Origin of the sequence: Peribacillus frigoritolerans (assembly GCF_001636405.1) — a bacterium.
GTDB lineage: Bacteria > Bacillota > Bacilli > Bacillales > DSM-1321 > Peribacillus > Peribacillus frigoritolerans.
Genome location: NZ_KV440950.1, coordinates 121,134 through 143,669, shown reverse-complemented (window position 1 = coordinate 143,669; position 22,536 = coordinate 121,134). Strand labels below are relative to the sequence as shown.

Below are 22,536 nucleotides of genomic sequence, written 5' to 3'. Positions count from 1 at the left end.
ATGACAGATAAAAAAGGGTATGAGAAAACAAAATTGGAAATTCTGCAAATCGTAGCACCGGGTACCCCGCTTCGGGAAGGTATTGAAAATGTCCTGAGGGCGAACACGGGCGGTTTGATAGTGGCCGGATATAATGAGAAGGTGCGAACGATCGTGGATGGCGGCTTCGAAATCAACTGCAGCTGTACCCCCAGCACATTATATGAGTTGGCGAAGATGGACGGGGCCATCATTTTAAATGAAACCGCCGATAAGATCATTTTCGCAAATGCCCAATTAGTGCCTGATAACAGTACACCTTCCACTGAAACGGGAATGAGACATAGGACAGCGGAACGTGTGGCAAGGGAGACCAAGTCGTTGGTCATCGCAATCTCACAACGCCGGAATGTCATCACTTTATATCAGGGCAATTTCCGGTATGCCCTTAAAGATATAGGAGTCATACTTGCCAAGGCTAATTTAGCCATCCAGACCTTGGAAAAATACAAGGTGGTCCTGCAGCAGAGCATATCGGTTTTAGGAGCGCTCGAGTTTGAGGAAATCGTGACCTATGCCGATCTTTTGCAGGTATTTCACCGTTATGTGATGGTGCTCAGGATCAAGGCGGAGCTGCTGACGTACCTTAATGAGCTTGGTACGGAAGGAAGGCTGATCCGTTTGCAAATGAATGAAATCCTGGCAGATATTGAAACGGAAGGGAAATGGCTTATCAAGGATTATACCTCCAGTAATGATGAAAATCCCGAGGAAATCATTTTTAGGCTTCAAGAGTTGGCCATGCAGGAAAAACTGGATGAAAGCATTCTTCTTAAGGTGCTGGGCTATCATGGATACATTCATCTTGATGAGTCAGTACATCCCCGTGGTTACCGTATTCTTCATAAAATCCCACGCTTGCCGGGTTTGATCATCGAAAATTTAGTGAAACAGTTCGGAAGCTTTAGTGAAGTCAATAAAGCTACGGTTGAAAACCTTGACGATGTGGAGGGCATAGGAGAAGTCCGGGCCAATAAAATTAAAGAAGGACTCCGAATTTTGAAAAATCAGCTGGTCACAAATAGAAGGATGTAAGGTGCAGCCGGCTTTAAAAATACTCCTGAACGGGCCTGAAATTGATTGGTGTTTATTTTTGACACTCAAAACTCGGGGTGCTAGGCTAATATTACGAAAAAGAGAAGAATTCATATTTGTAAATCCACTAATTCCTTAAGTGAATTTAACGTATATAGTGAAAACGAATTTTCGAAGGTTTCATTTTATTTTATTGGTCAATAATGAGTAGAAGGAGGTGAAAGGGATGTTAAAACGCATTATACAAGCATGCTTCTTAATAGTAGGCGGAACACTTGGTATGTTGCTTATTCCGGAATTATTAACTGTTTTACATGCAGACGATATTGCTTTATTAAACAATCCTTATGTAAGTGTACTGTTCGGTGCCATTATCTTTTATCTTATAACTTTTTGGGCAGTAGATCACGTGATCTATTTTATGAAATGGCTGGAGGAACAGCTTGTAAAGATACCGATTACGGATATAATCTTTGGCAGCGTAGGTCTTTTAGTTGGATTGCTGGCAGCGTTCTTGGTTGGATCCGCATTCAGTGCCATCAAGGTTCCCATTTTGAATACAGTGGTTCCTATCATCCTTACGCTTTTATTTGGATATCTTGGTTTTCAGGTGGGCTTTAAAAAACGCGATGAGCTATTGAGTTTATTCACGAAAAGCAATAAGAAAAAGAACACGGATGGTGAAGCAAGCGAAGAGGATGAAGAGGGGTATAGCAAGCGCCTGAAGATTCTCGATACAAGCGTCATCATTGATGGCAGAATTGCGGATATTTGTCAGACAGGCTTTCTGGAGGGTACCATAGTCATTCCTCAATTCGTATTAAACGAATTACAGCACATCGCCGATTCATCTGATGCATTGAAAAGGAATCGTGGAAGGCGCGGTTTGGATATCCTGAATCGGATTCAAAAAGACCTGCCGATTAAAGTGGAGATGTACGAGGGGGATTTTGAAGACATTCAGGAAGTGGACAGTAAACTGGTGAAGCTTGCCAAAATATCGGGCGGAATGGTCGTTACCAATGATTTCAATTTAAACAAAGTATGCGAGTTTCAAAATGTGGCGGTACTTAATATCAATGACCTGGCCAATGCCGTAAAACCTGTTGTACTTCCTGGGGAAGAGATGAACGTTCAGGTCATAAAGGACGGGAAAGAGCAGAACCAGGGCATCGCTTATTTGGACGATGGAACCATGATCGTTGTCGAGGGTGGCCGTGACCATATCGGGAAACGGATCGATGTACTTGTCACAAGTGTATTGCAAACCTCTGCAGGCCGCATGATATTCGCTAAACCGAAACTATTAGAAAAAGCATTATAAAGAAGAGTAGGAGAAACCGTTATGTTTTATGAAGTAGTGATACCTGCAGCTGGACAAGGCAAAAGAATGAAAGCGGGCAAGAATAAACTTTTTATTGAACTATCGGGTATCCCGATCATTGTTTATACACTGCGTGTCTTCGAAGAAGATCCTGACTGCCGGGGGATTATCCTTTCGATAAACCCGGCAGAAAAGGATTATTTCAATCAATTGATAGCAGCGTATGGTCTTAAAAAGGTCAAGAAACTGGTCATGGGTGGCAAGGAGCGGCAACAAAGCGTTTATAATGGACTGCAACATGCAGATGAAGACATCGTCCTGGTCCATGACGGTGCCCGCCCTTTTATTACCCTAGGTCAAATCAGTGAATTGACTACTGCCGCCTCCCTTCATGGAGGTGCCGTAATTGCAGTGCCCGTTAAGGATACGATTAAAAAAGCGGCAAACAAAAAGGTATTGGAAACAGTGGAACGATCAAGCTTGTGGGCGGTGCAAACTCCACAAGCTTTTCGTGTATCCATATTAAAAAGGGCGTATGAACAGGCAGAAGCTGAAGGATTTTTAGGGACGGACGATGCAAGTTTACTAGAGCGGATCAATGAACAGGTAGTTATTATTGAGGGCAATTATGATAATATTAAGATTACGACTCAGGAAGACCTTTATTTTGCAGAAGCGATTTTACATAAACAACAACATGGAAAACGATGATTGGGGAGAATGATATGTTTAGAATAGGACAAGGATATGACGTTCATCAGCTTGTGGAAGGCAGGCCTTTGATAATTGGCGGGATTACGATTCCGTATGAGAAAGGACTGCTGGGTCATTCGGATGCGGATGTCCTTCTGCATACTGTTGCCGATGCCTGCTTGGGGGCAATTGGTGCAGGGGATATCGGTAAGCATTTTCCGGATACGGACCCTGAATTTAAAGATGCCGATTCGGCAAAACTGCTGCAGTATATTTGGGCGATCGTAAAAAAAGAAGGATATTCCCTAGGCAATGCGGATTGTACAATCATTGCACAAAGCCCGAAAATGGCACCTTATATCGAGGAAATGCGAGGCAGGATTGCAGAACTTCTAGATGCCTCGATAGACAGGATTAATGTAAAGGCGACCACTACGGAGAAACTTGGATTTACAGGCAGGGGCGAAGGAATCGCGGCACAGGCTGTTGTCTTATTGGTCAAATCAAACTAAATCGTTTTTAGAGTGGATGCCTTTATCCCAATGTATTTAAATGATAATATAAACAATAGAATAGAACGACTGGGAGGTCTATATATATCATGAGCAGCGATATTCGAGTTCGCTATGCACCGAGTCCGACTGGACATTTACATATTGGTAATGCACGGACTGCTTTATTTAATTATTTATACGCACGAAATAAAGGCGGGAAATTCATCATCCGTATTGAAGATACCGACCAAAAGAGAAATATTGAAGGCGGAGAGGAAAGTCAGCTTAAATATTTGAAATGGCTTGGCATGGATTGGGATGAAGGTGTTGATGTTGGCGGTGAATACGGTCCATACCGTCAATCCGAAAGGAACGACCTTTATCAGGAATTGTATCAAGAGCTTTTGGATAAGGGTTTAGCATATAAATGCTATTGTACGGAAGAAGAGCTTGAAGCAGAGCGTGAAGGACAGGTCGAACGCAATGAAACGCCAAAATATTCCGGGAAGTGCAAGCATTTAACTGAGGAAGAGCAAGCGGAACTAGTGGCACAAGGAAGAAAACCGAGCATTCGCTTTGCCGTACCAGCTGGGAAGGTCCTTACCTTCAAAGATATGGTCAAGGATGAGGTTTCATTTGAAACGGATGGCTTTGGTGATTTTGTCATCGTTAAAAAAGATGGCATTCCAACTTATAACTTTGCAGTGGCCGTCGATGATCACTTGATGAAGATCTCCCATGTCCTTCGCGGTGATGATCATATCTCCAATACTCCAAAACAATTGATGATTTATGAAGCTTTCGGCTGGGAACCGCCGGTATTCGGACATATGACGCTGATTGTAAACGAAAGCAGGAAGAAACTGAGTAAACGTGATGAGTCGATCATTCAATTCATTGAGCAATATGAAGAGCTTGGTTATGTACCTGAAGCTTTATTCAATTTCATTACATTACTAGGATGGTCTCCGGTCGGGGAGGAAGAGATATTCACGAAGGAAGAATTCATAAATCTTTTCGATGCTGACCGTCTGTCTAAATCACCTGCACTTTTCGATAAGCAAAAGCTTACTTGGATGAATAATCAATATGTGAAGCAATTGGACGTCAATCGTGCAGTGGAATTGTCATTGCCTCACTTAATTAAAGACGGGAAGGTTTCAGAGACACTGACCGCCGAAGAAGAAGAGTGGGTAAATGGGCTTGTTTCACTTTTTCAAGAGCAGATGAGCTATGGAGCGGAAATAGTCGAGCTTTCTGAACTGTTTTTCAAGGATGAGGTCGAGTTCGAGCAAGAAGCTAAGGAAGTGCTGGCTGAAGAACAGGTACCGGAAGTCATGAAAGCTTTCCTTCAGGAGATTGAAGGGCTTGAAGAATTTAATGCGGATGAAATCAAGAAGTCGATTAAAGCCGTACAAAAAAGCACAGGCCATAAAGGGAAAAAATTATTCATGCCAATAAGGGCTGCCGTCACGGGTCAAACACATGGTCCTGACTTGCCTAAGGCAATTTCATTACTGGGCCAAGAAAAAATTAAACAGCGTATTCAGAGTATTTTATATTAACAATTTGTCGAAAATGTAATATAGTATTTAATAATCTTACAAAAGAACGCGTAGATGGGGAGAAGTAAGTAAACGAAGCTTTTTAGAGAGAACCATAACCTGCTGAAAGTGGTTCAGGCCTCTCGTTTTCTGAAATGCACCCTTGAGTCCTTTGCTGAACTAACCTATAGTAGGCACAGGCGGGATGTCCTCCGTTACAGGGATTAAAGTTGGGGATGAAAAAACAGGAAAAAGCTTTACCTGATTCGTACATTCCAAACAGAGTGGAACCGCGCTTCAAGCGTCTCTGTCTATTTGGACAGAGACGCTTTTTTATATGCTTTAAAAGCTTCAAAAGGGGATGTTGGAAAAGGACGGAACATAGGGGGGAATCATTTTGTTAAAGATGTTTAAAGAAGATATCGAAGTGGTTTTTGATCAAGATCCTGCTGCACGCAGCTATTTGGAAGTCATATTGACGTACGCGGGTTTACATGCGATTTGGAGTCATAGGATGGCTCACGCACTATTTAAGAGGAAATTCTATTTCCTGGCGAGAAGCATATCTCAAATCAGCCGGTTTTTTACCGGAATTGAAATTCATCCAGGGGCTACGATTGGCCGTCGTTTCTTCATTGACCATGGAATGGGGATCGTCATTGGCGAAACTTGTGAAATTGGCGACAATGTATCCGTCTTTCAAGGTGTAACCCTTGGGGGGACCGGAAAAGAAAAGGGAAAACGTCATCCTACGATAAAGGATAATGTTTTGATAGCTACAGGAGCAAAAGTGCTGGGTTCCATCACTGTTGGGGAAAACTCGAAAATCGGTGCGGGGTCGGTCGTTTTAAAGGAAGTGCCACCTAATTCTACAGTGGTGGGCATTCCAGGTAAAGTGGTCATTCAAGATGGTATCAAAATCAATAAAGACCTAAATCATTGTGATCTTCCTGATCCAATCGCTGATCGCTTTAAGGAATTGGATAGTGAAATCAGAGCCTTAAGAGCAAGGTTGGCCGAACAGAAGCAGGAAGAAAGGAGTCTATAATATGGCGATTAAAATATATAACACAGCAACAAGAAAAAAGGAAACCTTCGTCCCGATTGAAGAGGGAAAAGTGAAGATGTATGTATGCGGACCCACTGTCTATAATTACATTCATATTGGCAATGCAAGACCGGCAATAGTATTCGATACCGTTCGTAGGTATTTGGATTACCGTGGATATGATGTGCAATTCGTTTCGAACTTCACGGATGTGGATGATAAGCTGATTCGCGCGGCAAAAGAATTGGGGGAAGATGTCCCGACCATATCTGAGCGTTTCATCAAGGCGTATTTTGAAGACGTGTCGGCATTGGGCTGCAAAAAAGCGGATGCTCACCCGACCGTAATGGAGAACATGGATGCAATCATTGAATTCATCTCGGCGTTAATCGAGAAAGGATTCGCTTATGAATCGGAAGGGGATGTGTACTACCGCACTCGTAAGTTTGAGGGATATGGCAAGCTTTCACATCAGTCCATCGATGAGCTTCGAGTGGGGGCACGTATTGAAATAGGGGAGAAAAAACAAGATGCCCTTGATTTTGCCCTTTGGAAAGCGGCCAAGGATGATGAAATATCATGGGAGAGCCCATGGGGTAAGGGGCGTCCTGGCTGGCATATCGAATGCTCCGCAATGGTCAAAAAGTATTTGGGGGATACCATCGATATTCATGCAGGAGGTCAAGATCTGGCATTCCCGCATCATGAAAATGAAATTGCACAATCCGAAGCATTGACGGGTAAGACCTTTGCGAATTATTGGATGCATAATGGGTATATAAATATTGAGAATGAAAAAATGTCTAAGTCCTTAGGCAATTTCGTCCTTGTGCATGACATCATTCAGAAGCATGATCCACAAGTGTTACGCTTCTTCATGTTATCAGTACATTACCGTCATCCGATCAATTATAGTGAAGAAGTGCTTGAAAATGTAAAAGCGTCCCTTGAACGCTTAAGGACATCATATCAAAATTTAAAGCATCGCCTTCAAGTAAGTGACGGATTGACTGAGAATAATGATGTTTGGTTGGAGAAGCTTAATGATTTACATGAACAATTCATTAAGGAAATGGACGATGATTTCAACACGGCTAATGCAATATCCATGCTTTTTGAACTTTCCAAACAGGCAAATTATTACTTGATGGAGAAAAACACAGACAAGGAAGTGATTGATGCTTTCCTTGATAAATTCAACACCTTATTTTCTGTCCTCGGTTTGTCCCTTGAAGAAGAGGGGCTTCTGGATGAAGAAATTGAAGGGTTGATACAGCAAAGGATTCAAGCGCGGAAAGACCGCAATTTTGGATTATCTGATGAAATTCGCGATCGCTTGAAAAACATGAATATCATATTAGAGGATACCCCTCAAGGTACAAGATGGAAAAGAGGGTAATTAATGCTTCATTACGATAGTAAGGTAGATGCAAAAATGCTGAACAGTCTTGCTTTAGCATATATAGGTGATGCTGTATACGAAACGTATATACGGCATCACCTCATTCAAAAAGGGGCGGTCAAGCCCAATCTACTTCACAAAAAAGCTACATCTTTTGTAGCTGCTAAAGCGCAAAATAAAATCATCCACTTCTTTCTGGAGTCAGATTGGCTATCGGACGAGGAATCCGCTGTCGTTCGGCGCGGCCGAAATGCGAAATCCGGTACGGTACCGAAGAATACAGATGTGCAAACGTATCGCTACAGTACAGCCTTCGAGGCTCTTATGGGATTTTTGTATTTATCCGGTCGAATAGAAAGAATGGAAGAACTCATCAAAAAATCCATTGAATACATTGAAGAAGAAAAGGGGAGTAACCCATGAGCGAAGAATATATCATTGGCAGAAACCCCGTATTGGAGGCACTTCGCTCCGAACGGGAAGTTAATAAAATTTGGATAGCCGAGGGCTCGCAAAAAGGCTCGATGCAACCACTTATCGGTCTCGCGAAGGAAAAGAAGGTTCTCGTGCAAATCGTACCGAAGAAAAAAATTGACCAAATGGTAGAAGGCATCCATCAAGGCGTTATCGCACAAGTGGCTGCATATGAATATGTGGAGCTGGATGACTTATTCGCTAAAGCGGCTGAACGGGACGAAGCACCTTTTTTCATGATCCTTGATGAGGTTGAAGATCCGCATAATTTAGGTTCGATCATGAGGACGGCCGATGCAGTCGGGGCCCATGGAATCATCATACCGAAAAGAAGAGCGGTTGGCTTGACGGCAACAGTGGCTAAAGCTTCGACTGGTGCAATCGAATATATTCCTGTAGCTCGCGTTACAAATTTGGCAAGAGCGGTGGAAGAATTGAAAGAGCGAGGGGTATGGATAGTCGGTACCGATGCGAAAGGCAGCGATGATTACCGTAACATGGACGGAAAGATGCCTATCGGACTTGTTATCGGCAGCGAAGGAAAAGGCATGGCCCGGTTAATGAAAGAGAAATGTGATTTTCTCATCCGTCTTCCAATGGCAGGAAAAGTAACTTCGTTAAATGCATCGGTAGCAGCCGGTTTATTGATGTATGAGGTTTATAGAAAAAGAAATCCCCTAGGGCAATGACGAAATGAATATTCTGTTGGTGGACGGTTATAACATTATTGGAGCTTGGCCGGAACTGAGAGAATTAAAAGAACGGGATCTTGCTGCTGCAAGGGACCGATTGATAGAAATGATGGCGGAATATCAAGCATTTACCGGATACCGTGTAATTGTCGTATTTGATGCTCAATATGTTCAGGGAATTGCCCGCATATTCAAAAATCACAAAGTTGACGTAATTTTTACAAAAGAAAATGAAACTGCGGATGAAAGAATAGAAAAGATGGCCATCGAACTGAATAATGTCAAAACGCAAATTCAAGTGGCAACCTCTGACTTCACGGAACAGTGGGTGATCTTTGGCCAAGGGGCTCTAAGGAAATCCGCTCGTGAACTGCTAATTGAAATGGAAGAAATTCAAGGCGAAATCAAGAAAGATGTAAGAAAAACAACAACGATAAGACCAGTTGCTAAAATTCCTTTAAGTGAAGAAGTGGCAGAAATTTTCGAAAAATGGCGCCGGGGGAAAATTTGAACCATTGACGGGTAAAATTTACCTGCTGTATAATATTTCTATCTGAGTCAGGTCAGGGGGATATAATGTGGGTCTCAAATTCGGAATGAAGCTGAACGAAAAGTATCTTCAGTTTGAGGATGATGAATTGATAGGGTTGGTGCACACTGGAGACAGTGAAGCGCTTGATTATTTGATCCAAAAGTATCGTAATTTTGTAAGAGCGAAGGCAAGGACTTATTTCTTGATTGGTGCCGATAAGGAAGACATCGTGCAAGAAGGTATGATTGGTTTATATAAAGCCGTCCGTGATTTTAAAGGGGATAAGTTATCTTCTTTTAAAGCATTTGCAGAACTATGCATTACGAGGCAGATCATTACAGCTATCAAAACAGCAACACGTCAAAAACATATTCCGCTCAATTCCTATGTTTCCCTGGACAAGCCAATTTATGATGAGGAATCGGACCGAACTCTAATGGATATCATATCGGGTACGAAGGTTTTGGACCCGGAAGAACTGATCATCAACCAAGAAGAGTTTGACGATATCGAATTAAAGATGGCCGAGCTCCTGAGTGATCTTGAGAGAAAAGTGTTAGCTCTTTACCTGGATGGACAAACCTACCAAGAAATTTCGGAAGAGTTGAACCGGCATGTTAAGTCAATCGACAACGCCCTTCAGCGGGTGAAAAGAAAGCTCGAGCGCTATCTGGAAGTAAGGGAAATCAGTTTATAATCCCTCCGCTTTTTCCGCTTAATTTCATCTGTCCCTTCTCCACATGGAAGTTTTTTATTCACTAAGATTTTTAGATGAAAGCCGATGTTTTGATTTACGTTGTCCATAATGGGTAGAACCCGCTTTGATATTGACAATAAAAAACAGTCGTGATAAGGTTTTATGGATATAGTAGATAGGATAGGTGTATCTAATGCGAAAAAAAATAGTTCTTGCCTGCAACGATTGCGGTTCAAGAAATTATAGTTATGAGAGCAAACAATCGACAAGCGGCGAACGGCTGGAAATCAAGAAATTTTGCAGTACGTGCAACTCACACTCGATTCACAAAGAAACGAAATAACCGTTTTATAAATAGATTGACAGAAGCTTCTAATGCTTGGAGGTACATTCATGAAACGTTTTACCGAATTTTTCAGCGGAGTCGCTCGCGAAATGCAAAAGGTAAGCTGGCCGAAACGCAAGGAGCTTACCAAATATACAATCGTGGTGGTAACGACTGTAGTATTTATGGCTTTATTCTTTACAGTGGTCGATTTGGGTATTTCCGAATTAATTCGCTTAGTTATTGAATAAGAGATTCGAAAATAAGGTATAATAGTGATAGAATAATATGTGTCAGCAGAAAAGCCCGGAAACGGGTTTTTTAATTTGTCTTTTTTAATAAGTGAAGAAGTTCAAAAACGAGTGCTGCTGTAATACGAATCATCACAATATATTCTAGTTAAGTTCGGGATGACGCCTGTATGGTTTTTGGCTAAAACGTTCAAAGATAAAGATTAATAAAGAAAATGATCGATTGCAGGGAGGGAAGGACGTTAAAGTCCTAACACATGGAAAAGAATTGGTATGTAGTTCACACCTATTCAGGTTATGAGAACAAGGTTAAAGCTAACTTGGAAAAACGTGTTGAAACTATGGGGATGGAAGACAAGATCTTTCGCGTTGTAGTTCCAGAAGAAGAAGAAACAGAAGTGAAAGATGGCAAAAAGAAAGTGACCAAAAAGAAAGTGTTTCCAGGTTATGTGTTGGTTGAGATCATCATGACGGATGATTCATGGTATGTTGTCCGGAATACGCCTGGGGTAACAGGTTTCGTGGGTTCATCTGGAGCTGGGTCAAAACCGACTGCATTGCTTCCGGAGGAAATTGAAGTCGTTCTTAAACGCATGGGCGTAGATGAGAGCAAAATCGAAGTTGATTTTGAAATCGGTGATACGGTTCAAGTTAAAGAAGGACCATTTGCAACTTTTGCAGGACCGATTGAAGAACTTGATAAAGACAAAGGAAAAGTAAGGGTCCTAGTCAATATGTTCGGCCGTGATACACCGGTAGAACTTGATTTTAATCAAGTGGAAAAATTATAAACGGAAAAAAACTTGAAATTGCCTTTTGAAAGTGGTAAAATTTCAAAGGTCAGTATGTTTCAATTTTTAGGCCTCAACGATACAAGCATTCTTTATTAATATATAAAGAATTCAAGATGAGTGGGAGGGTATTACCCTATTACCACATCACGGACTTATAAGGAGGTGTGTCTCGTGGCTAAAAAAGTAATTAAAATGGTTAAATTGCAAATTCCTGCTGGTAAAGCGAATCCGGCACCGCCAGTCGGTCCTGCATTAGGTCAAGCTGGTGTAAACATCATGGGATTCTGTAAGGAGTTCAACGCTCGTACAGCAGATCAAGCTGGTCTAATTATTCCTGTTGAAATCACGGTATTTGAAGACCGTTCATTTACATTCATTACAAAAACTCCACCGGCTGCAGTATTGCTTAAGAAAGTAGCTGGTATCGAGTCTGGTTCTGGTGAACCTAACCGTAATAAAGTTGCTACAGTCAAGCGTGATCAAGTGCGCGAGATTGCTGAAACTAAAATGCCTGACCTAAACGCTGCAAGCGTTGAAGCTGCAATGCGTATGGTTGAAGGTACTGCTCGCAGCATGGGTATTGTCATCGAAGACTAATCCATGTAATTGCTATTTGTTTCTACGGGGTTGCGATTGATACTCGCAACCTTTATTCGTGGGAGGTCATTCCGTTAAAACCACAATTTAGGAGGATTTATATCATGGCAAAAAAAGGTAAAAAGTATCTTGAAGCAGCTAAGCTTGTAGAAGTTTCTAAGGCTTATGCTGTAACTGAAGCAATCGAAGTTGCTAAAAAAGCAAACTTCGCAAAATTCGATGCGACTGTTGAAGTTGCTTTCCGTTTAGGCGTAGACCCTAAGAAAGCTGACCAACAAATTCGTGGAGCTGTTGTTCTTCCGAATGGTACTGGTAAAACTCAACGCGTATTAGTATTCGCAAAAGGCGAAAAAGCAAAAGAAGCGGAAGCTGCTGGTGCTGACTACGTTGGCGAATCTGACTACATCAACAAAATCCAACAAGGATGGTTCGAATTCGATGTAATCGTTGCGACTCCAGACATGATGGGTGAAGTTGGTAAACTTGGCCGTGTATTAGGACCTAAAGGTTTAATGCCTAACCCTAAAACTGGCACAGTAACTTTCGATGTAACGAAAGCTGTTAATGAAATCAAAGCTGGTAAAGTTGAATACCGCGTAGATAAAGCTGGTAACATCCATGCTCCAATCGGTAAAGTATCTTTCGAAGATGCTAAACTAGTGGAAAACTTCACTACTATCTATGATACATTATTGAAAGTTAAACCTGCGGCTGCTAAAGGAACTTACATGAAAAACGTTTCTGTAACAACTACAATGGGCCCTGGCGTGAAAGTTGATCCTTCTTCTTTCAAATAAATAATTGACATACCAAAACTATTATTGTTATAATAAGTTTTGTTGTGAATAAATGAATACTATTTGTACCGTAGACAGTAGGTGCTCATTACGAGCTTAATTCCCTGCCGAGGTAATTCGATAATAATAGTCCTTGACTATGACTTTTGAAATTACTGCCTTCATGTCTGCAATAGAGATGAAGGCTTTTTCTTTGAAACGGTATAAATGTTTTCAAGCAAATCTACAGGAGGTGTAAGGATGAACGCAATTATTGAACAAAAGCAAAAAATCGTTGCTGAGATTTCTGAAAAGTTAACTTCAAGCCAATCAACAGTAGTTGTTGACTACCGTGGATTGACTGTTGCTGAAGTAACAGAACTTCGTAAGCAACTTCGTGAAGCTGGCGTTGAGTTTAAAGTTTACAAAAACTCTATGACTCGCCGTGCTGCTGAAAGTGCTGAACTTAGCGCTTTGAACGAATCATTAACAGGTCCAAACGCAATTGCATTCTCAACTGAAGATGTTATTGCGCCAGCAAAAATCCTTAACGATTTTGCGAAAAAACATGAAGCGTTAGAAATCAAAGCTGGAGTTATCGAAGGAAATGTTGCAACTGCTGAAGAAATTAAAGCTCTTGCAGAACTACCTTCACGCGAAGGCCTACTTTCAATGCTACTCAGCGTGCTACAAGCACCTATGCGCGGACTTGCTCTTGCTACAAAAGCTGTTGCAGAGCAAAAAGAAGAACAAGGCGCGTAAGCTAACCGCTTATTTAGCCTGCTGATTCAAAAAAAACCAACCATTTCGAGGAGGAAATAAAAATGACTAAAGATCAAATCATTGAAGCAGTTAAAAACATGACTGTTTTAGAATTAAACGACCTTGTAAAAGCAATCGAAGAAGAATTTGGCGTAACTGCTGCTGCACCTGTAGCTGTAGCTGCTGCTGGTGGCGCTGCTGCTGAAGAAAAAACTGAGTTTGATGTAGTTCTTACATCAGCTGGAGATCAAAAAATCAAAGTTATCAAAGCTGTACGTGAAGTTACAGGTCTTGGACTTAAAGAAGCAAAAGAACTTGTTGACAACACTCCAAAAGCAATCAAAGAAGGCGCTTCTAAAGAAGAAGCTGAAGAAATCAAAGCTAAACTTGAAGAAGTTGGAGCTGGCGTTGAAGTTAAGTAATCTTGCATAAACAAAAAGCTCGCTATCATTGGCGGGCTTTTTTTCTTCATTTTTAAAGAAATGACGGGAACTGGCCGTTAATGGTTTGGTAACGAGGATATCGTTACTGGAACATTCCGGCGTGCAAGCATCCATTCTTCAATTCTCTTCTCTCATTAAATCTTCAATATTCCTTTCTGATAGGGGGAGATGACTCTGACAGAGCATTACTACTCACATAAACCGGATGTCGTAAGCAATCCGAAATTTTGGGATTTCACATTAAAGGGACGTACATTTCGCTTCAAAAGTGATAATGGTGTTTTTTCGAAAAAGGAAGTTGATTTCGGATCGCGTCTTTTGGTTGAGAGTTTCAACCTTAGTGAAGCTGTAGAAGGAAATATTCTCGATGTTGGTTGCGGGTATGGACCGATCGGAATATCGATTGCGGCAGCTTATCCCGATAGAACGATAGAAATGATTGATATAAATAGCCGGGCAGTTGAATTGTCAAAAGAGAATGCTGCTTCTAATGGGATCGCAAATGTGAAGATTTACGAAAGCGATCGTTTTGACAAAGTTGCCTCCAATCAATTCGCAGCGATTCTTACGAACCCTCCCATTCGCGCAGGTAAAAGTGTAGTCCACGAAATTTTAGAAGAAAGCTATCGCAGTTTGGTAGCTGGTGGAGAATTATGGGTTGTCATTCAAAAAAAACAAGGGGCTCCATCCGCAATGGATAAAATGGAGCAATTATTTGGAAATGTTGAAGTGCCTGTTAAGAAAAAAGGTTACTATATACTATTATCCAAAAAGGTTTGACTCTAAATTTTCGCTATGTTAGTATTATAAAATGCATATATATAATTCCGTAACTATGCAATTTTTATACCATTGGTGTATAATCAATGGATAATATGGGAAAAATATATAAATAATAGTTCGTTTTATGAGAAATAGTGGTTTTTAAAATAAAAACCATTTTCTTTTTGTCTATGGAAATGATTCCTTTTCCGAGGCAAATGGATCCTTATAACGCTTGATTTAAGGGGTGAATCAGTTGACAGGTCAACTTGTTCAGTATGGACGACACCGCCAACGTAGAAGTTATGCAAGAATCAGTGAGGTTTTGGACCTTCCGAATCTGATTGAAATTCAAACAGCTTCTTATCAATGGTTTCTAGATGTAGGTTTAAAGGAAATGTTCCAGGATATTTCTCCTATTGAGGATTTTACAGGTAATTTATCGTTAGAATTCATCGATTACAGCTTAGCTGAGCCGAAGTATTCTGTGGAAGAAACAAAAGAACGCGATGTTACGTATTCTGCACCACTTCGTGTGAAAGTGCGCCTTGTTAACAAAGAAACAGGGGAAGTAAAAGACCAAGATGTATTTATGGGCGACTTCCCGCTGATGACTGAAACAGGTACATTTGTCATCAATGGTGCTGAACGGGTAATTGTATCCCAATTAGTGCGCTCACCGAGTGTTTACTACAATGGGAAAATGGATAAAAACGGTAAGCTCGGGTTCTCTGCGACCGTTATTCCTAACCGTGGCGCATGGCTCGAATACGAAACAGACGCCAAGGATGTTGTGTATGTTCGAATCGACCGCACCAGGAAATTACCGATCACGGTATTGATGCGTGCCCTTGGATTCGGAACAGATCAAGAAATCATCGATTTGATCGGTGACAACGAATACCTTCGCAACACTCTTGAAAAGGATAACACCGAGAGTGTGGAAAAAGCATTACTAGAAATCTATGAGCGTCTACGCCCAGGTGAACCGCCTACTGTCGAAAACGCGAAAAGTCTTTTAGTATCACGCTTTTTTGATCCGAAACGTTATGATTTAGCTAATGTAGGCCGTTATAAAATAAACAAAAAACTGCATATTAAGAACCGTTTATTCGGACAACGTATTGCAGAGACTTTGATTGATCCTGAAACGGGAGAAATCATTGTTGAAAAAGGTACAATGCTTGATCGTCGGACTCTTGATAGGATTCTGCCTCATATCGAAGGTGGAATAGGATTCAAAACATTCCATCCATCAGGTGGTGTAGTAGAGGAAGAAACTCTTCTTCAACCTATTAAAGTGTTTGCACCAAACGATGCTGAAGGCGAAAAAGTGATCAATATCATCGGTAATGCTTATGTGACCGACCAGGTCAAAAACATTACACCGGCTGATATCATTTCTTCCATCAGTTATTTCTTTAATTTATTGCATGGTGTGGGAATCACGGATGACATTGACCATTTAGGTAACCGTCGTCTGCGTTCCGTTGGTGAATTGCTGCAGAACCAATTCAGAATTGGTTTATCCCGTATGGAGCGTGTTGTCCGTGAAAGAATGTCCATTCAGGATACGAACACAATCACTCCACAACAACTAATCAACATTCGCCCGGTCATTGCATCCATTAAGGAGTTCTTTGGAAGTTCACAGCTTTCCCAGTTCATGGATCAAACGAACCCATTGGCTGAGTTGACGCATAAACGTCGTCTATCCGCATTGGGACCTGGTGGTCTGACACGTGAGCGTGCTGGCTTTGAAGTGCGTGACGTTCATTATTCCCACTATGGCCGCATGTGTCCGATTGAAACGCCTGAGGGACCGAATATTGGTTTGATTAACTCGTTATCCAGTTTTGCAAAGGTTAACCCATATGGCTTCATTGAAACACCATACCGCCGCGTGGACCCTGAAACAGGTAAAATTACAAGCCAAATCGATTACTTAACAGCTGATGAGGAAGATAACTATGTAGTTGCCCAAGCGAATGTACGACTGTCGGATGACGGCTCATTCCTTGATAACGATGTTGTTGCACGTTTCCGCGGTGAAAATACCGTTGTTCCGCGTGACCGCGTAGATTACATGGATGTCTCTCCTAAACAGGTTGTATCTGCCGCGACTGCATGTATTCCTTTCTTGGAAAACGATGACTCCAACCGTGCCCTTATGGGAGCGAACATGCAACGTCAAGCAGTTCCTTTGCTTCAACCGGAAGCCCCTCGGGTAGGAACGGGTATGGAATATGTTTCAGCGAAAGACTCCGGTGCTGCCGTAATCTGTAAACACCCTGGTATCGTAGAGCACGTTGAATCACGTGAAGTATGGGTACGTAGGATAAGTGAAGTAGACGGGCAGCAAGTAAAAGGAAATCTTGATAAATATCGTCTATTAAAATTCATTCGTTCCAACCAAGGAACGTGCTATAATCAACGCCCTATCGTAAGTGTTGGCGACAATGTCGTAAAAGGTGAAATTCTTGCTGATGGTCCTTCAATGGAAAAAGGTGAGTTGGCACTTGGACGTAACGTATTGGTAGCCTTCATGACATGGGATGGATATAACTATGAAGATGCCATCATCATGAGTGAACGATTGGTTAAAGATGATGTGTACACTTCCATTCATATTGAAGAATATGAATCTGAATCACGCGATACAAAATTAGGGCCTGAAGAAATCACCCGCGATATCCCTAACGTAGGGGAAGATGCGCTTCGTAATCTTGATGAGCGCGGAATTATCCGTGTGGGTGCTGAAGTGAAAGACGGAGACCTTCTCGTTGGTAAAGTCACGCCTAAAGGTGTAACGGAACTGACTGCTGAGGAACGTCTATTACATGCAATCTTCGGTGAAAAAGCACGTGAAGTAAGGGATACATCACTTCGTGTACCTCACGGCGGCGGAGGAATCGTTCTTGATGTTAAAGTATTTAACAGAGAAGACGGCGATGAACTGCCTCCTGGTGTAAACCAACTCGCACGTGTATATATCGTTCAAAAACGTAAAATCCATGAAGGCGATAAAATGGCCGGACGACATGGTAACAAAGGGGTAATCTCCAGGATTCTTCCTGAAGAAGATATGCCTTATCTACCGGACGGCACTCCAGTCGACATCATGTTAAACCCATTGGGTGTACCTTCACGTATGAACATCGGTCAGGTGTTGGAGCTACACTTGGGTATGGCTGCACGCGCACTTGGCATTCATGTAGCATCTCCTGTATTCGATGGTGCCACTGAGGAAGACGTTTGGGGTACGATTGAAGAAGCCGGGATGTCCCGTGATGCAAAAACTGTCCTTTATGATGGCCGTTCAGGTGAAGCATTCGATAACCGTGTATCAGTTGGTGTCATGTACATGATCAAACTGGCGCATATGGTCGATGATAAACTTCATGCACGTTCAACTGGACCTTACTCCCTTGTTACGCAGCAACCACTTGGTGGTAAAGCGCAATTTGGTGGACAGCGTTTCGGTGAGATGGAAGTATGGGCACTTGAAGCTTATGGTGCCGCTTATACATTACAAGAAATCCTAACCGTTAAATCAGATGATGTCGTAGGTCGTGTTAAAACGTACGAAGCGATTGTCAAAGGTGAAAATGTCCCTGAACCAGGCGTTCCTGAGTCATTCAAAGTATTGATTAAGGAGCTTCAAAGTTTAGGATTGGATGTTAAAATCCTCAATGCCGAAGATCGTGAAATCGAAATGCGTGATTTGGAAGATGAAGATGAAGCCAACCAAGCAGACAAATTAAGCCTTGATTCAGAAACTAAAGATATGGTTGCTTCCGAAGTAGGGGCACCTGTCAAAGAATAAAATTAAATATAAACATATCAGTTATATATTACCTGCTCTGACTGGCAGCGAGATGTTCATTAGAAAATCATGCTGCCTTGTTAGAGCCTTATTGATTCAATCAACCATCATCCGGTGTAAGATTGCCTCATAACGTGACGGCAATCAAGGGTTAAACCTGGAGATTAAAAGGGAGGTAGGCCCCTTGTTAGACGTTAATAATTTTGAGTATATGAAAATTGGTCTTGCTTCACCAGACAAGATTCGTTCTTGGTCCCATGGAGAAGTTAAAAAACCAGAAACAATCAACTATCGTACGTTAAAGCCAGAAAAAGACGGTTTATTCTGTGAGAGAATTTTTGGACCTCAAAAGGACTGGGAATGTCATTGCGGAAAATATAAACGTGTTCGTTATAAAGGCGTAGTCTGTGACCGTTGTGGCGTTGAAGTCACCCGTGCTAAGGTGCGTCGTGAGCGTATGGGACATATTGAACTGGCAGCACCAGTTTCACACATATGGTATTTTAAAGGAATTCCTAGCCGTATGGGACTTGTTCTTGATATGTCTCCACGGGCTTTGGAAGAAGTTATTTACTTTGCATCTTACGTAGTAACTGAAACGGGCGATACGACTTTAGAAAAGAAACAGCTTCTTTCTGAAAAGGAATATCGTACATACCGTGAAAAATACGGTAAGAAATTCCAAGCTGCCATGGGTGCGGAAGCTATTAAAAAACTTTTACAAGATATTGATACGGAAAAGGAAGTAGAGTCGTTGAAAGAGGAGCTTAAAACAGCTCAAGGACAACGCAGAACCCGTGCAATCAAACGCTTGGAAGTGCTTGAAGCATTCCGTAACTCCGGAAATGAGCCTTCATGGATGATCCTTGACGTGCTTCCGGTCATTCCACCGGAGCTTCGTCCTATGGTTCAACTTGATGGAGGACGTTTTGCCACATCTGATTTAAATGATTTATATCGCCGTGTTATAAACCGTAATAATCGGTTGAAAAGATTACTGGACCTTGGAGCACCAAGCATTATCGTTCAAAATGAGAAGCGTATGCTGCAAGAAGCTGTCGATGCTCTTATCGATAATGGCCGTCGTGGCCGTCCGGTAACTGGACCAGGTAACCGTCCGTTAAAATCTTTATCTCACATGTTAAAAGGTAAACAAGGTCGTTTCCGTCAAAACCTTCTTGGTAAACGTGTTGATTACTCTGGCCGTTCCGTTATCGTAGTCGGACCAAACTTAAAGATGTACCAATGTGGTCTTCCGAAAGAAATGGCGATTGAATTATTCAAACCATTCGTAATGAAGGAGCTTGTTCAAAGAGGTCTGGCGCATAACATCAAATCCGCTAAGCGCAAAATTGAACGTTTATCTCCTGAAATATGGGATGTCCTAGAAGAAGTTATTAGAGAACACCCAGTACTATTGAACCGTGCACCGACTCTTCATAGACTTGGGATCCAAGCATTTGAACCAACGTTGGTTGAAGGTCGCGCAATTCGTTTGCATCCGCTCGTATGTACAGCTTACAACGCTGACTTTGACGGTGACCAAATGGCGGTCCACGTTCCTCTATCTTCTGAAGCACAAGCCGAAGCACGCATGCTTATGCTTGCAGCACAGAACATTTTGAACCCTAAAGATGGTAAACCTGTCGTTACACCTTCTCAAGATATGGTATTAGGTAACTATTACTTAACGTTGGAAAGAGAAGGCGCTATCGGTGAAGGTATGATCTTTAAAGATACAAGTGAAGCATTACTTGCATACCAAAACGGATATGTACACTTACATTCCCGTTGTGCCGTACATGCATCGTCACTAAATAATGAAACATTCACTGAAGAACAAAACGGCCAACTTCTAATTACGACTGTTGGAAAATTGATCTTCAATGAAATTTTACCTAAATCATTCCCGTATATTAACGAACCGACACGTTATAATCTGGAAACCAAAACTCCAGAGAAATACTTTGTGGAAAAGGGCGCTAATATCCCTGAATTGATTAAGTCCCAACCTGCTATCGATCCTTTCAAGAAGAAAATTCTTGGAAATATCATCGCGGAAGTCTTTAAACGCTTTAAAATTACCGAAACATCCAAAATGCTTGACCGGATGAAAGATCTTGGATTCAAATATTCGACAAAAGCTGGTATTACCGTTGGTGTGGCTGATATTGTCGTTTTAAAAGAAAAACAAGAAATCATTACTGAGGCTCAAACCAAAGTGGATAACGTCTTGAAACAATTCAGACGCGGTCTTATTACTGAGGATGAGCGTTATGATCGCGTCATTTCGATTTGGAGTGCTGCCAAGGATACCATTCAGTCCAAACTTATGGACTCCCTGGACCGACGCAACCCGATCTTCATGATGAGTGATTCCGGTGCCCGTGGTAATGCTTCCAACTTTACGCAGCTTGCTGGTATGCGTGGTTTGATGGCCAACCCGGCTGGACGTATCATTGAATTACCGATCAAATCAAGTTTCCGTGAAGGTTTAACCGTGTTGGAGTACTTCATCTCTACACATGGTGCGCGTAAAGGTCTTGCCGATACAGCGCTTAAAACGGCCGATTCCGGTTACCTTACCCGTCGACTTGTTGACGTTGCCCAAGATGTCATCATCCGTGATGACGATTGTGGAACGGACCGCGGCTTGAAAATTTCAGCCTTGAGAGAGGGTACTGAAATAATTGAGCATCTTGAAGAGCGTCTAGTTGGCCGTTATGCAAGAAAAGCGATCAGACATCCAGAAACAAATGAAGTAATCGTGGCTGAAAACGATCTTATTACTGAAGATCTTGCTAACTATATTGAATCACTTGGAATCGAAACAGCATGGATCCGTTCTGCCTTTACATGTAACACCAGCCATGGTGTATGTAAAAAATGTTATGGACGCAACTTGGCTACCGGTCAAGAAGTTGAAGTGGGCGAAGCAGTCGGTATCATTGCCGCTCAATCAATCGGAGAACCTGGTACACAGTTGACGATGCGTACATTCCATACAGGTGGGGTTGCTGGGGACGATATCACTCAAGGTCTTCCTCGTATCCAAGAAATATTTGAAGCAAGAAATCCTAAAGGTCAAGCTGTCATTTCCGAAATTGAAGGAACGATTGTTTCCATCAATGAAATTCGGGATAAACAACAGGAAATCGTTGTTCAAGGTGCTGTTGAATCACGCACATATACTGCGCCGTACACAGCACGTTTAAGAGTAACTGTTGATACACCTGTCCGTCGTGGTGAAGAGTTGACAGAGGGTTCCATCGATCCGAAAGAATTGTTGAAGGTTACAGACGTGCTTACTGTTCAGGAATACCTGCTTCATGAAGTTCAAAAAGTATACCGGATGCAAGGTGTTGAAATCGGTGATAAGCACATCGAGGTAATGGTTAGACAAATGATGCGTAAAGTCCGTGTGCTTGATGCAGGTGAAACTGAAGTGCTTCCAGGAACATTATTGGATGTCAACCAGTTCACTACTGCAAACACTGATGCATTGCTGACCAACAAATTACCGGCTACAGGCCGTCCTGTATTGCTAGGTATCACAAAAGCATCTCTTGAAACGGATTCCTTCTTGTCCGCCGCGTCATTCCAAGAAACAACTAGGGTCTTGACTGATGCAGCAATAAAAGGAAAACGTGATGAATTGCTTGGGCTTAAAGAAAATGTCATCATCGGTAAACTTGTCCCTGCAGGAACGGGAATGCTTAGATACAGAAAAGCAAACCCTGTCGTTGTTGACGAAAGTGCCGATACAGTAACAGTGGATTAATGGAAAAAGGACCAGCTCAATAATTTAAACTGAAAACCACACTCCCGTTTCCTATTGGAGGAGATGAAGGATCAGAATTTATTGAGCTGGTCTCTCTTATTACTAAAGGCCAGCTGAAAAGCCTATGAGAATTTGATAATTTCCGTTTGGGAAAATTGAAAATCTTAATAGAATTATGTAAGGAAAACCTTTTGCTTGAATTATTTCTTTGAAAGAAGTTGACAGTATCCGACTTATAATGATAC

The 22,536-nt window shown here is 41.9% G+C and carries 21 protein-coding genes and 2 other annotated features; all 21 genes read left to right on the top strand.

From position 1 onward, the window contains the following. The 21 genes from disA to rpoC all read left to right on the top strand — a co-directional run bounded on the left by disA (window position 1) and on the right by rpoC (window position 22,291). The gene (gene disA, locus A6755_RS00730) at window positions 1-1,074 is read left to right on the top strand and encodes a DNA integrity scanning diadenylate cyclase DisA (RefSeq protein WP_034305085.1); all 1,074 of its coding nucleotides are present in this window, start codon (window positions 1-3) and stop codon (window positions 1,072-1,074) included. A gap of 226 nt (window positions 1,075-1,300) precedes the next feature. Beyond that, a complete protein-coding gene (locus A6755_RS00725; RefSeq protein WP_063589562.1) occupies window positions 1,301-2,398 on the top strand; it encodes a PIN/TRAM domain-containing protein in 1,098 nt (365 codons plus the stop codon). Window positions 2,399-2,419: 21 nt separating this feature from the next. Next, window positions 2,420-3,109 carry a 2-C-methyl-D-erythritol 4-phosphate cytidylyltransferase gene (gene ispD / locus A6755_RS00720; RefSeq protein WP_034305081.1) on the top strand — a complete coding sequence of 230 codons (690 nt, stop codon included), beginning with the start codon at window positions 2,420-2,422 and terminating at the stop codon, window positions 3,107-3,109. 14 nt (window positions 3,110-3,123) lie between these two features. Further along, window positions 3,124-3,603, top strand: a complete 480-nt coding sequence (ispF, locus tag A6755_RS00715) for a 2-C-methyl-D-erythritol 2,4-cyclodiphosphate synthase (RefSeq protein ID WP_034305078.1) — start codon at window positions 3,124-3,126, stop codon at window positions 3,601-3,603. A gap of 89 nt (window positions 3,604-3,692) precedes the next feature. Then, window positions 3,693-5,150 carry a glutamate--tRNA ligase gene (gene gltX / locus A6755_RS00710; protein ID WP_063589561.1) on the top strand — a complete coding sequence of 486 codons (1,458 nt, stop codon included), beginning with the start codon at window positions 3,693-3,695 and terminating at the stop codon, window positions 5,148-5,150. A 42-nt stretch (window positions 5,151-5,192) separates the two neighbouring features. Beyond that, window positions 5,193-5,441 (top strand) — a binding site (T-box leader). A gap of 85 nt (window positions 5,442-5,526) precedes the next feature. Then, on the top strand, window positions 5,527-6,177 hold the full coding sequence (gene cysE / locus A6755_RS00705) for a serine O-acetyltransferase (RefSeq protein ID WP_063589560.1): 651 nt from the start codon (window positions 5,527-5,529) through the stop codon (window positions 6,175-6,177). 1 nt (window position 6,178) lies between these two features. Then, window positions 6,179-7,576 carry a cysteine--tRNA ligase gene (cysS, locus tag A6755_RS00700; RefSeq protein WP_057276472.1) on the top strand — a complete coding sequence of 466 codons (1,398 nt, stop codon included), beginning with the start codon at window positions 6,179-6,181 and terminating at the stop codon, window positions 7,574-7,576. Between the two features lie 3 nt (window positions 7,577-7,579). Next, complete coding sequence (locus A6755_RS00695; protein WP_063589559.1) at window positions 7,580-8,002, top strand: Mini-ribonuclease 3; 423 nt, start codon at window positions 7,580-7,582, stop codon at window positions 8,000-8,002. Then, entirely contained in the window at window positions 7,999-8,742 is a 744-nt protein-coding gene (gene rlmB / locus A6755_RS00690; RefSeq protein ID WP_034305069.1) for a 23S rRNA (guanosine(2251)-2'-O)-methyltransferase RlmB, read from the top strand. Before A6755_RS00695 ends, rlmB begins: the two co-directional genes overlap by 4 nt. 4 nt (window positions 8,743-8,746) lie before the next feature. Continuing rightward, window positions 8,747-9,256 (top strand): NYN domain-containing protein, encoded by a 510-nt coding sequence (locus A6755_RS00685; protein ID WP_034305067.1) that lies wholly within the window; start codon window positions 8,747-8,749, stop codon window positions 9,254-9,256. A gap of 85 nt (window positions 9,257-9,341) precedes the next feature. After that, on the top strand, window positions 9,342-9,974 hold the full coding sequence (sigH, locus tag A6755_RS00680) for an RNA polymerase sporulation sigma factor SigH (protein WP_094246690.1): 633 nt from the start codon (window positions 9,342-9,344) through the stop codon (window positions 9,972-9,974). A gap of 193 nt (window positions 9,975-10,167) precedes the next feature. After that, window positions 10,168-10,317 carry a 50S ribosomal protein L33 gene (rpmG, locus tag A6755_RS25780; RefSeq protein WP_072273931.1) on the top strand — a complete coding sequence of 50 codons (150 nt, stop codon included), beginning with the start codon at window positions 10,168-10,170 and terminating at the stop codon, window positions 10,315-10,317. 50 nt (window positions 10,318-10,367) lie between these two features. After that, window positions 10,368-10,550, top strand: coding sequence for a preprotein translocase subunit SecE (secE, locus tag A6755_RS00675; RefSeq protein WP_034305062.1), 183 nt, complete (start codon window positions 10,368-10,370; stop codon window positions 10,548-10,550). A gap of 257 nt (window positions 10,551-10,807) precedes the next feature. Continuing rightward, window positions 10,808-11,341 (top strand): transcription termination/antitermination protein NusG, encoded by a 534-nt coding sequence (nusG, locus tag A6755_RS00670; protein ID WP_048677866.1) that lies wholly within the window; start codon window positions 10,808-10,810, stop codon window positions 11,339-11,341. Between the two features lie 174 nt (window positions 11,342-11,515). Next, window positions 11,516-11,941, top strand: coding sequence for a 50S ribosomal protein L11 (rplK, locus tag A6755_RS00665; protein WP_034305057.1), 426 nt, complete (start codon window positions 11,516-11,518; stop codon window positions 11,939-11,941). 104 nt (window positions 11,942-12,045) lie between these two features. Then, window positions 12,046-12,738 carry a 50S ribosomal protein L1 gene (gene rplA / locus A6755_RS00660; protein WP_048677868.1) on the top strand — a complete coding sequence of 231 codons (693 nt, stop codon included), beginning with the start codon at window positions 12,046-12,048 and terminating at the stop codon, window positions 12,736-12,738. A gap of 50 nt (window positions 12,739-12,788) precedes the next feature. Further along, window positions 12,789-12,939: a sequence feature (ribosomal protein L10 leader region), on the top strand. 39 nt (window positions 12,940-12,978) lie between these two features. Then, window positions 12,979-13,479, top strand: coding sequence for a 50S ribosomal protein L10 (rplJ, locus tag A6755_RS00655; RefSeq protein WP_048677870.1), 501 nt, complete (start codon window positions 12,979-12,981; stop codon window positions 13,477-13,479). Window positions 13,480-13,541: 62 nt separating this feature from the next. Further along, window positions 13,542-13,901: a 50S ribosomal protein L7/L12 gene (gene rplL, locus A6755_RS00650; RefSeq protein ID WP_048677872.1), complete on the top strand. Its 360-nt coding sequence runs from the start codon at window positions 13,542-13,544 to the stop codon at window positions 13,899-13,901. 195 nt (window positions 13,902-14,096) lie between these two features. Next, entirely contained in the window at window positions 14,097-14,702 is a 606-nt protein-coding gene (locus tag A6755_RS00645) for a class I SAM-dependent methyltransferase (RefSeq protein ID WP_063577540.1), read from the top strand. A gap of 238 nt (window positions 14,703-14,940) precedes the next feature. Beyond that, window positions 14,941-18,510 carry a DNA-directed RNA polymerase subunit beta gene (rpoB, locus tag A6755_RS00640; RefSeq protein WP_063589558.1) on the top strand — a complete coding sequence of 1,190 codons (3,570 nt, stop codon included), beginning with the start codon at window positions 14,941-14,943 and terminating at the stop codon, window positions 18,508-18,510. Between the two features lie 184 nt (window positions 18,511-18,694). Beyond that, window positions 18,695-22,291 (top strand): DNA-directed RNA polymerase subunit beta', encoded by a 3,597-nt coding sequence (gene rpoC, locus A6755_RS00635; protein WP_053537043.1) that lies wholly within the window; start codon window positions 18,695-18,697, stop codon window positions 22,289-22,291. Window positions 22,292-22,536: the final 245 nt, after the last annotated feature.

What these genes read in the sequence shown, in the direction of transcription:
- sigH (WP_094246690.1), top strand. Translation starts at nt 9,342, where the DNA reads ATGAAGCTGAACGAAAAGTATCTTCAGTTTGAGGATGATGAATTGATA.
- gltX (WP_063589561.1), top strand. Translation starts at nt 3,693, where the DNA reads ATGAGCAGCGATATTCGAGTTCGCTATGCACCGAGTCCGACTGGACAT.
- rlmB (WP_034305069.1), top strand. Translation starts at nt 7,999, where the DNA reads ATGAGCGAAGAATATATCATTGGCAGAAACCCCGTATTGGAGGCACTT.
- disA (WP_034305085.1), top strand. Translation starts at nt 1, where the DNA reads ATGACAGATAAAAAAGGGTATGAGAAAACAAAATTGGAAATTCTGCAA.
- ispF (WP_034305078.1), top strand. Translation starts at nt 3,124, where the DNA reads ATGTTTAGAATAGGACAAGGATATGACGTTCATCAGCTTGTGGAAGGC.
- rplJ (WP_048677870.1), top strand. Translation starts at nt 12,979, where the DNA reads ATGAACGCAATTATTGAACAAAAGCAAAAAATCGTTGCTGAGATTTCT.
- ispD (WP_034305081.1), top strand. Translation starts at nt 2,420, where the DNA reads ATGTTTTATGAAGTAGTGATACCTGCAGCTGGACAAGGCAAAAGAATG.
- A6755_RS00685 (WP_034305067.1), top strand. Translation starts at nt 8,747, where the DNA reads ATGAATATTCTGTTGGTGGACGGTTATAACATTATTGGAGCTTGGCCG.
- rplA (WP_048677868.1), top strand. Translation starts at nt 12,046, where the DNA reads ATGGCAAAAAAAGGTAAAAAGTATCTTGAAGCAGCTAAGCTTGTAGAA.
- cysS (WP_057276472.1), top strand. Translation starts at nt 6,179, where the DNA reads ATGGCGATTAAAATATATAACACAGCAACAAGAAAAAAGGAAACCTTC.
- A6755_RS00725 (WP_063589562.1), top strand. Translation starts at nt 1,301, where the DNA reads ATGTTAAAACGCATTATACAAGCATGCTTCTTAATAGTAGGCGGAACA.
- rpmG (WP_072273931.1), top strand. Translation starts at nt 10,168, where the DNA reads ATGCGAAAAAAAATAGTTCTTGCCTGCAACGATTGCGGTTCAAGAAAT.
- nusG (WP_048677866.1), top strand. Translation starts at nt 10,808, where the DNA reads ATGGAAAAGAATTGGTATGTAGTTCACACCTATTCAGGTTATGAGAAC.
- rplL (WP_048677872.1), top strand. Translation starts at nt 13,542, where the DNA reads ATGACTAAAGATCAAATCATTGAAGCAGTTAAAAACATGACTGTTTTA.
- A6755_RS00695 (WP_063589559.1), top strand. Translation starts at nt 7,580, where the DNA reads ATGCTTCATTACGATAGTAAGGTAGATGCAAAAATGCTGAACAGTCTT.
- secE (WP_034305062.1), top strand. Translation starts at nt 10,368, where the DNA reads ATGAAACGTTTTACCGAATTTTTCAGCGGAGTCGCTCGCGAAATGCAA.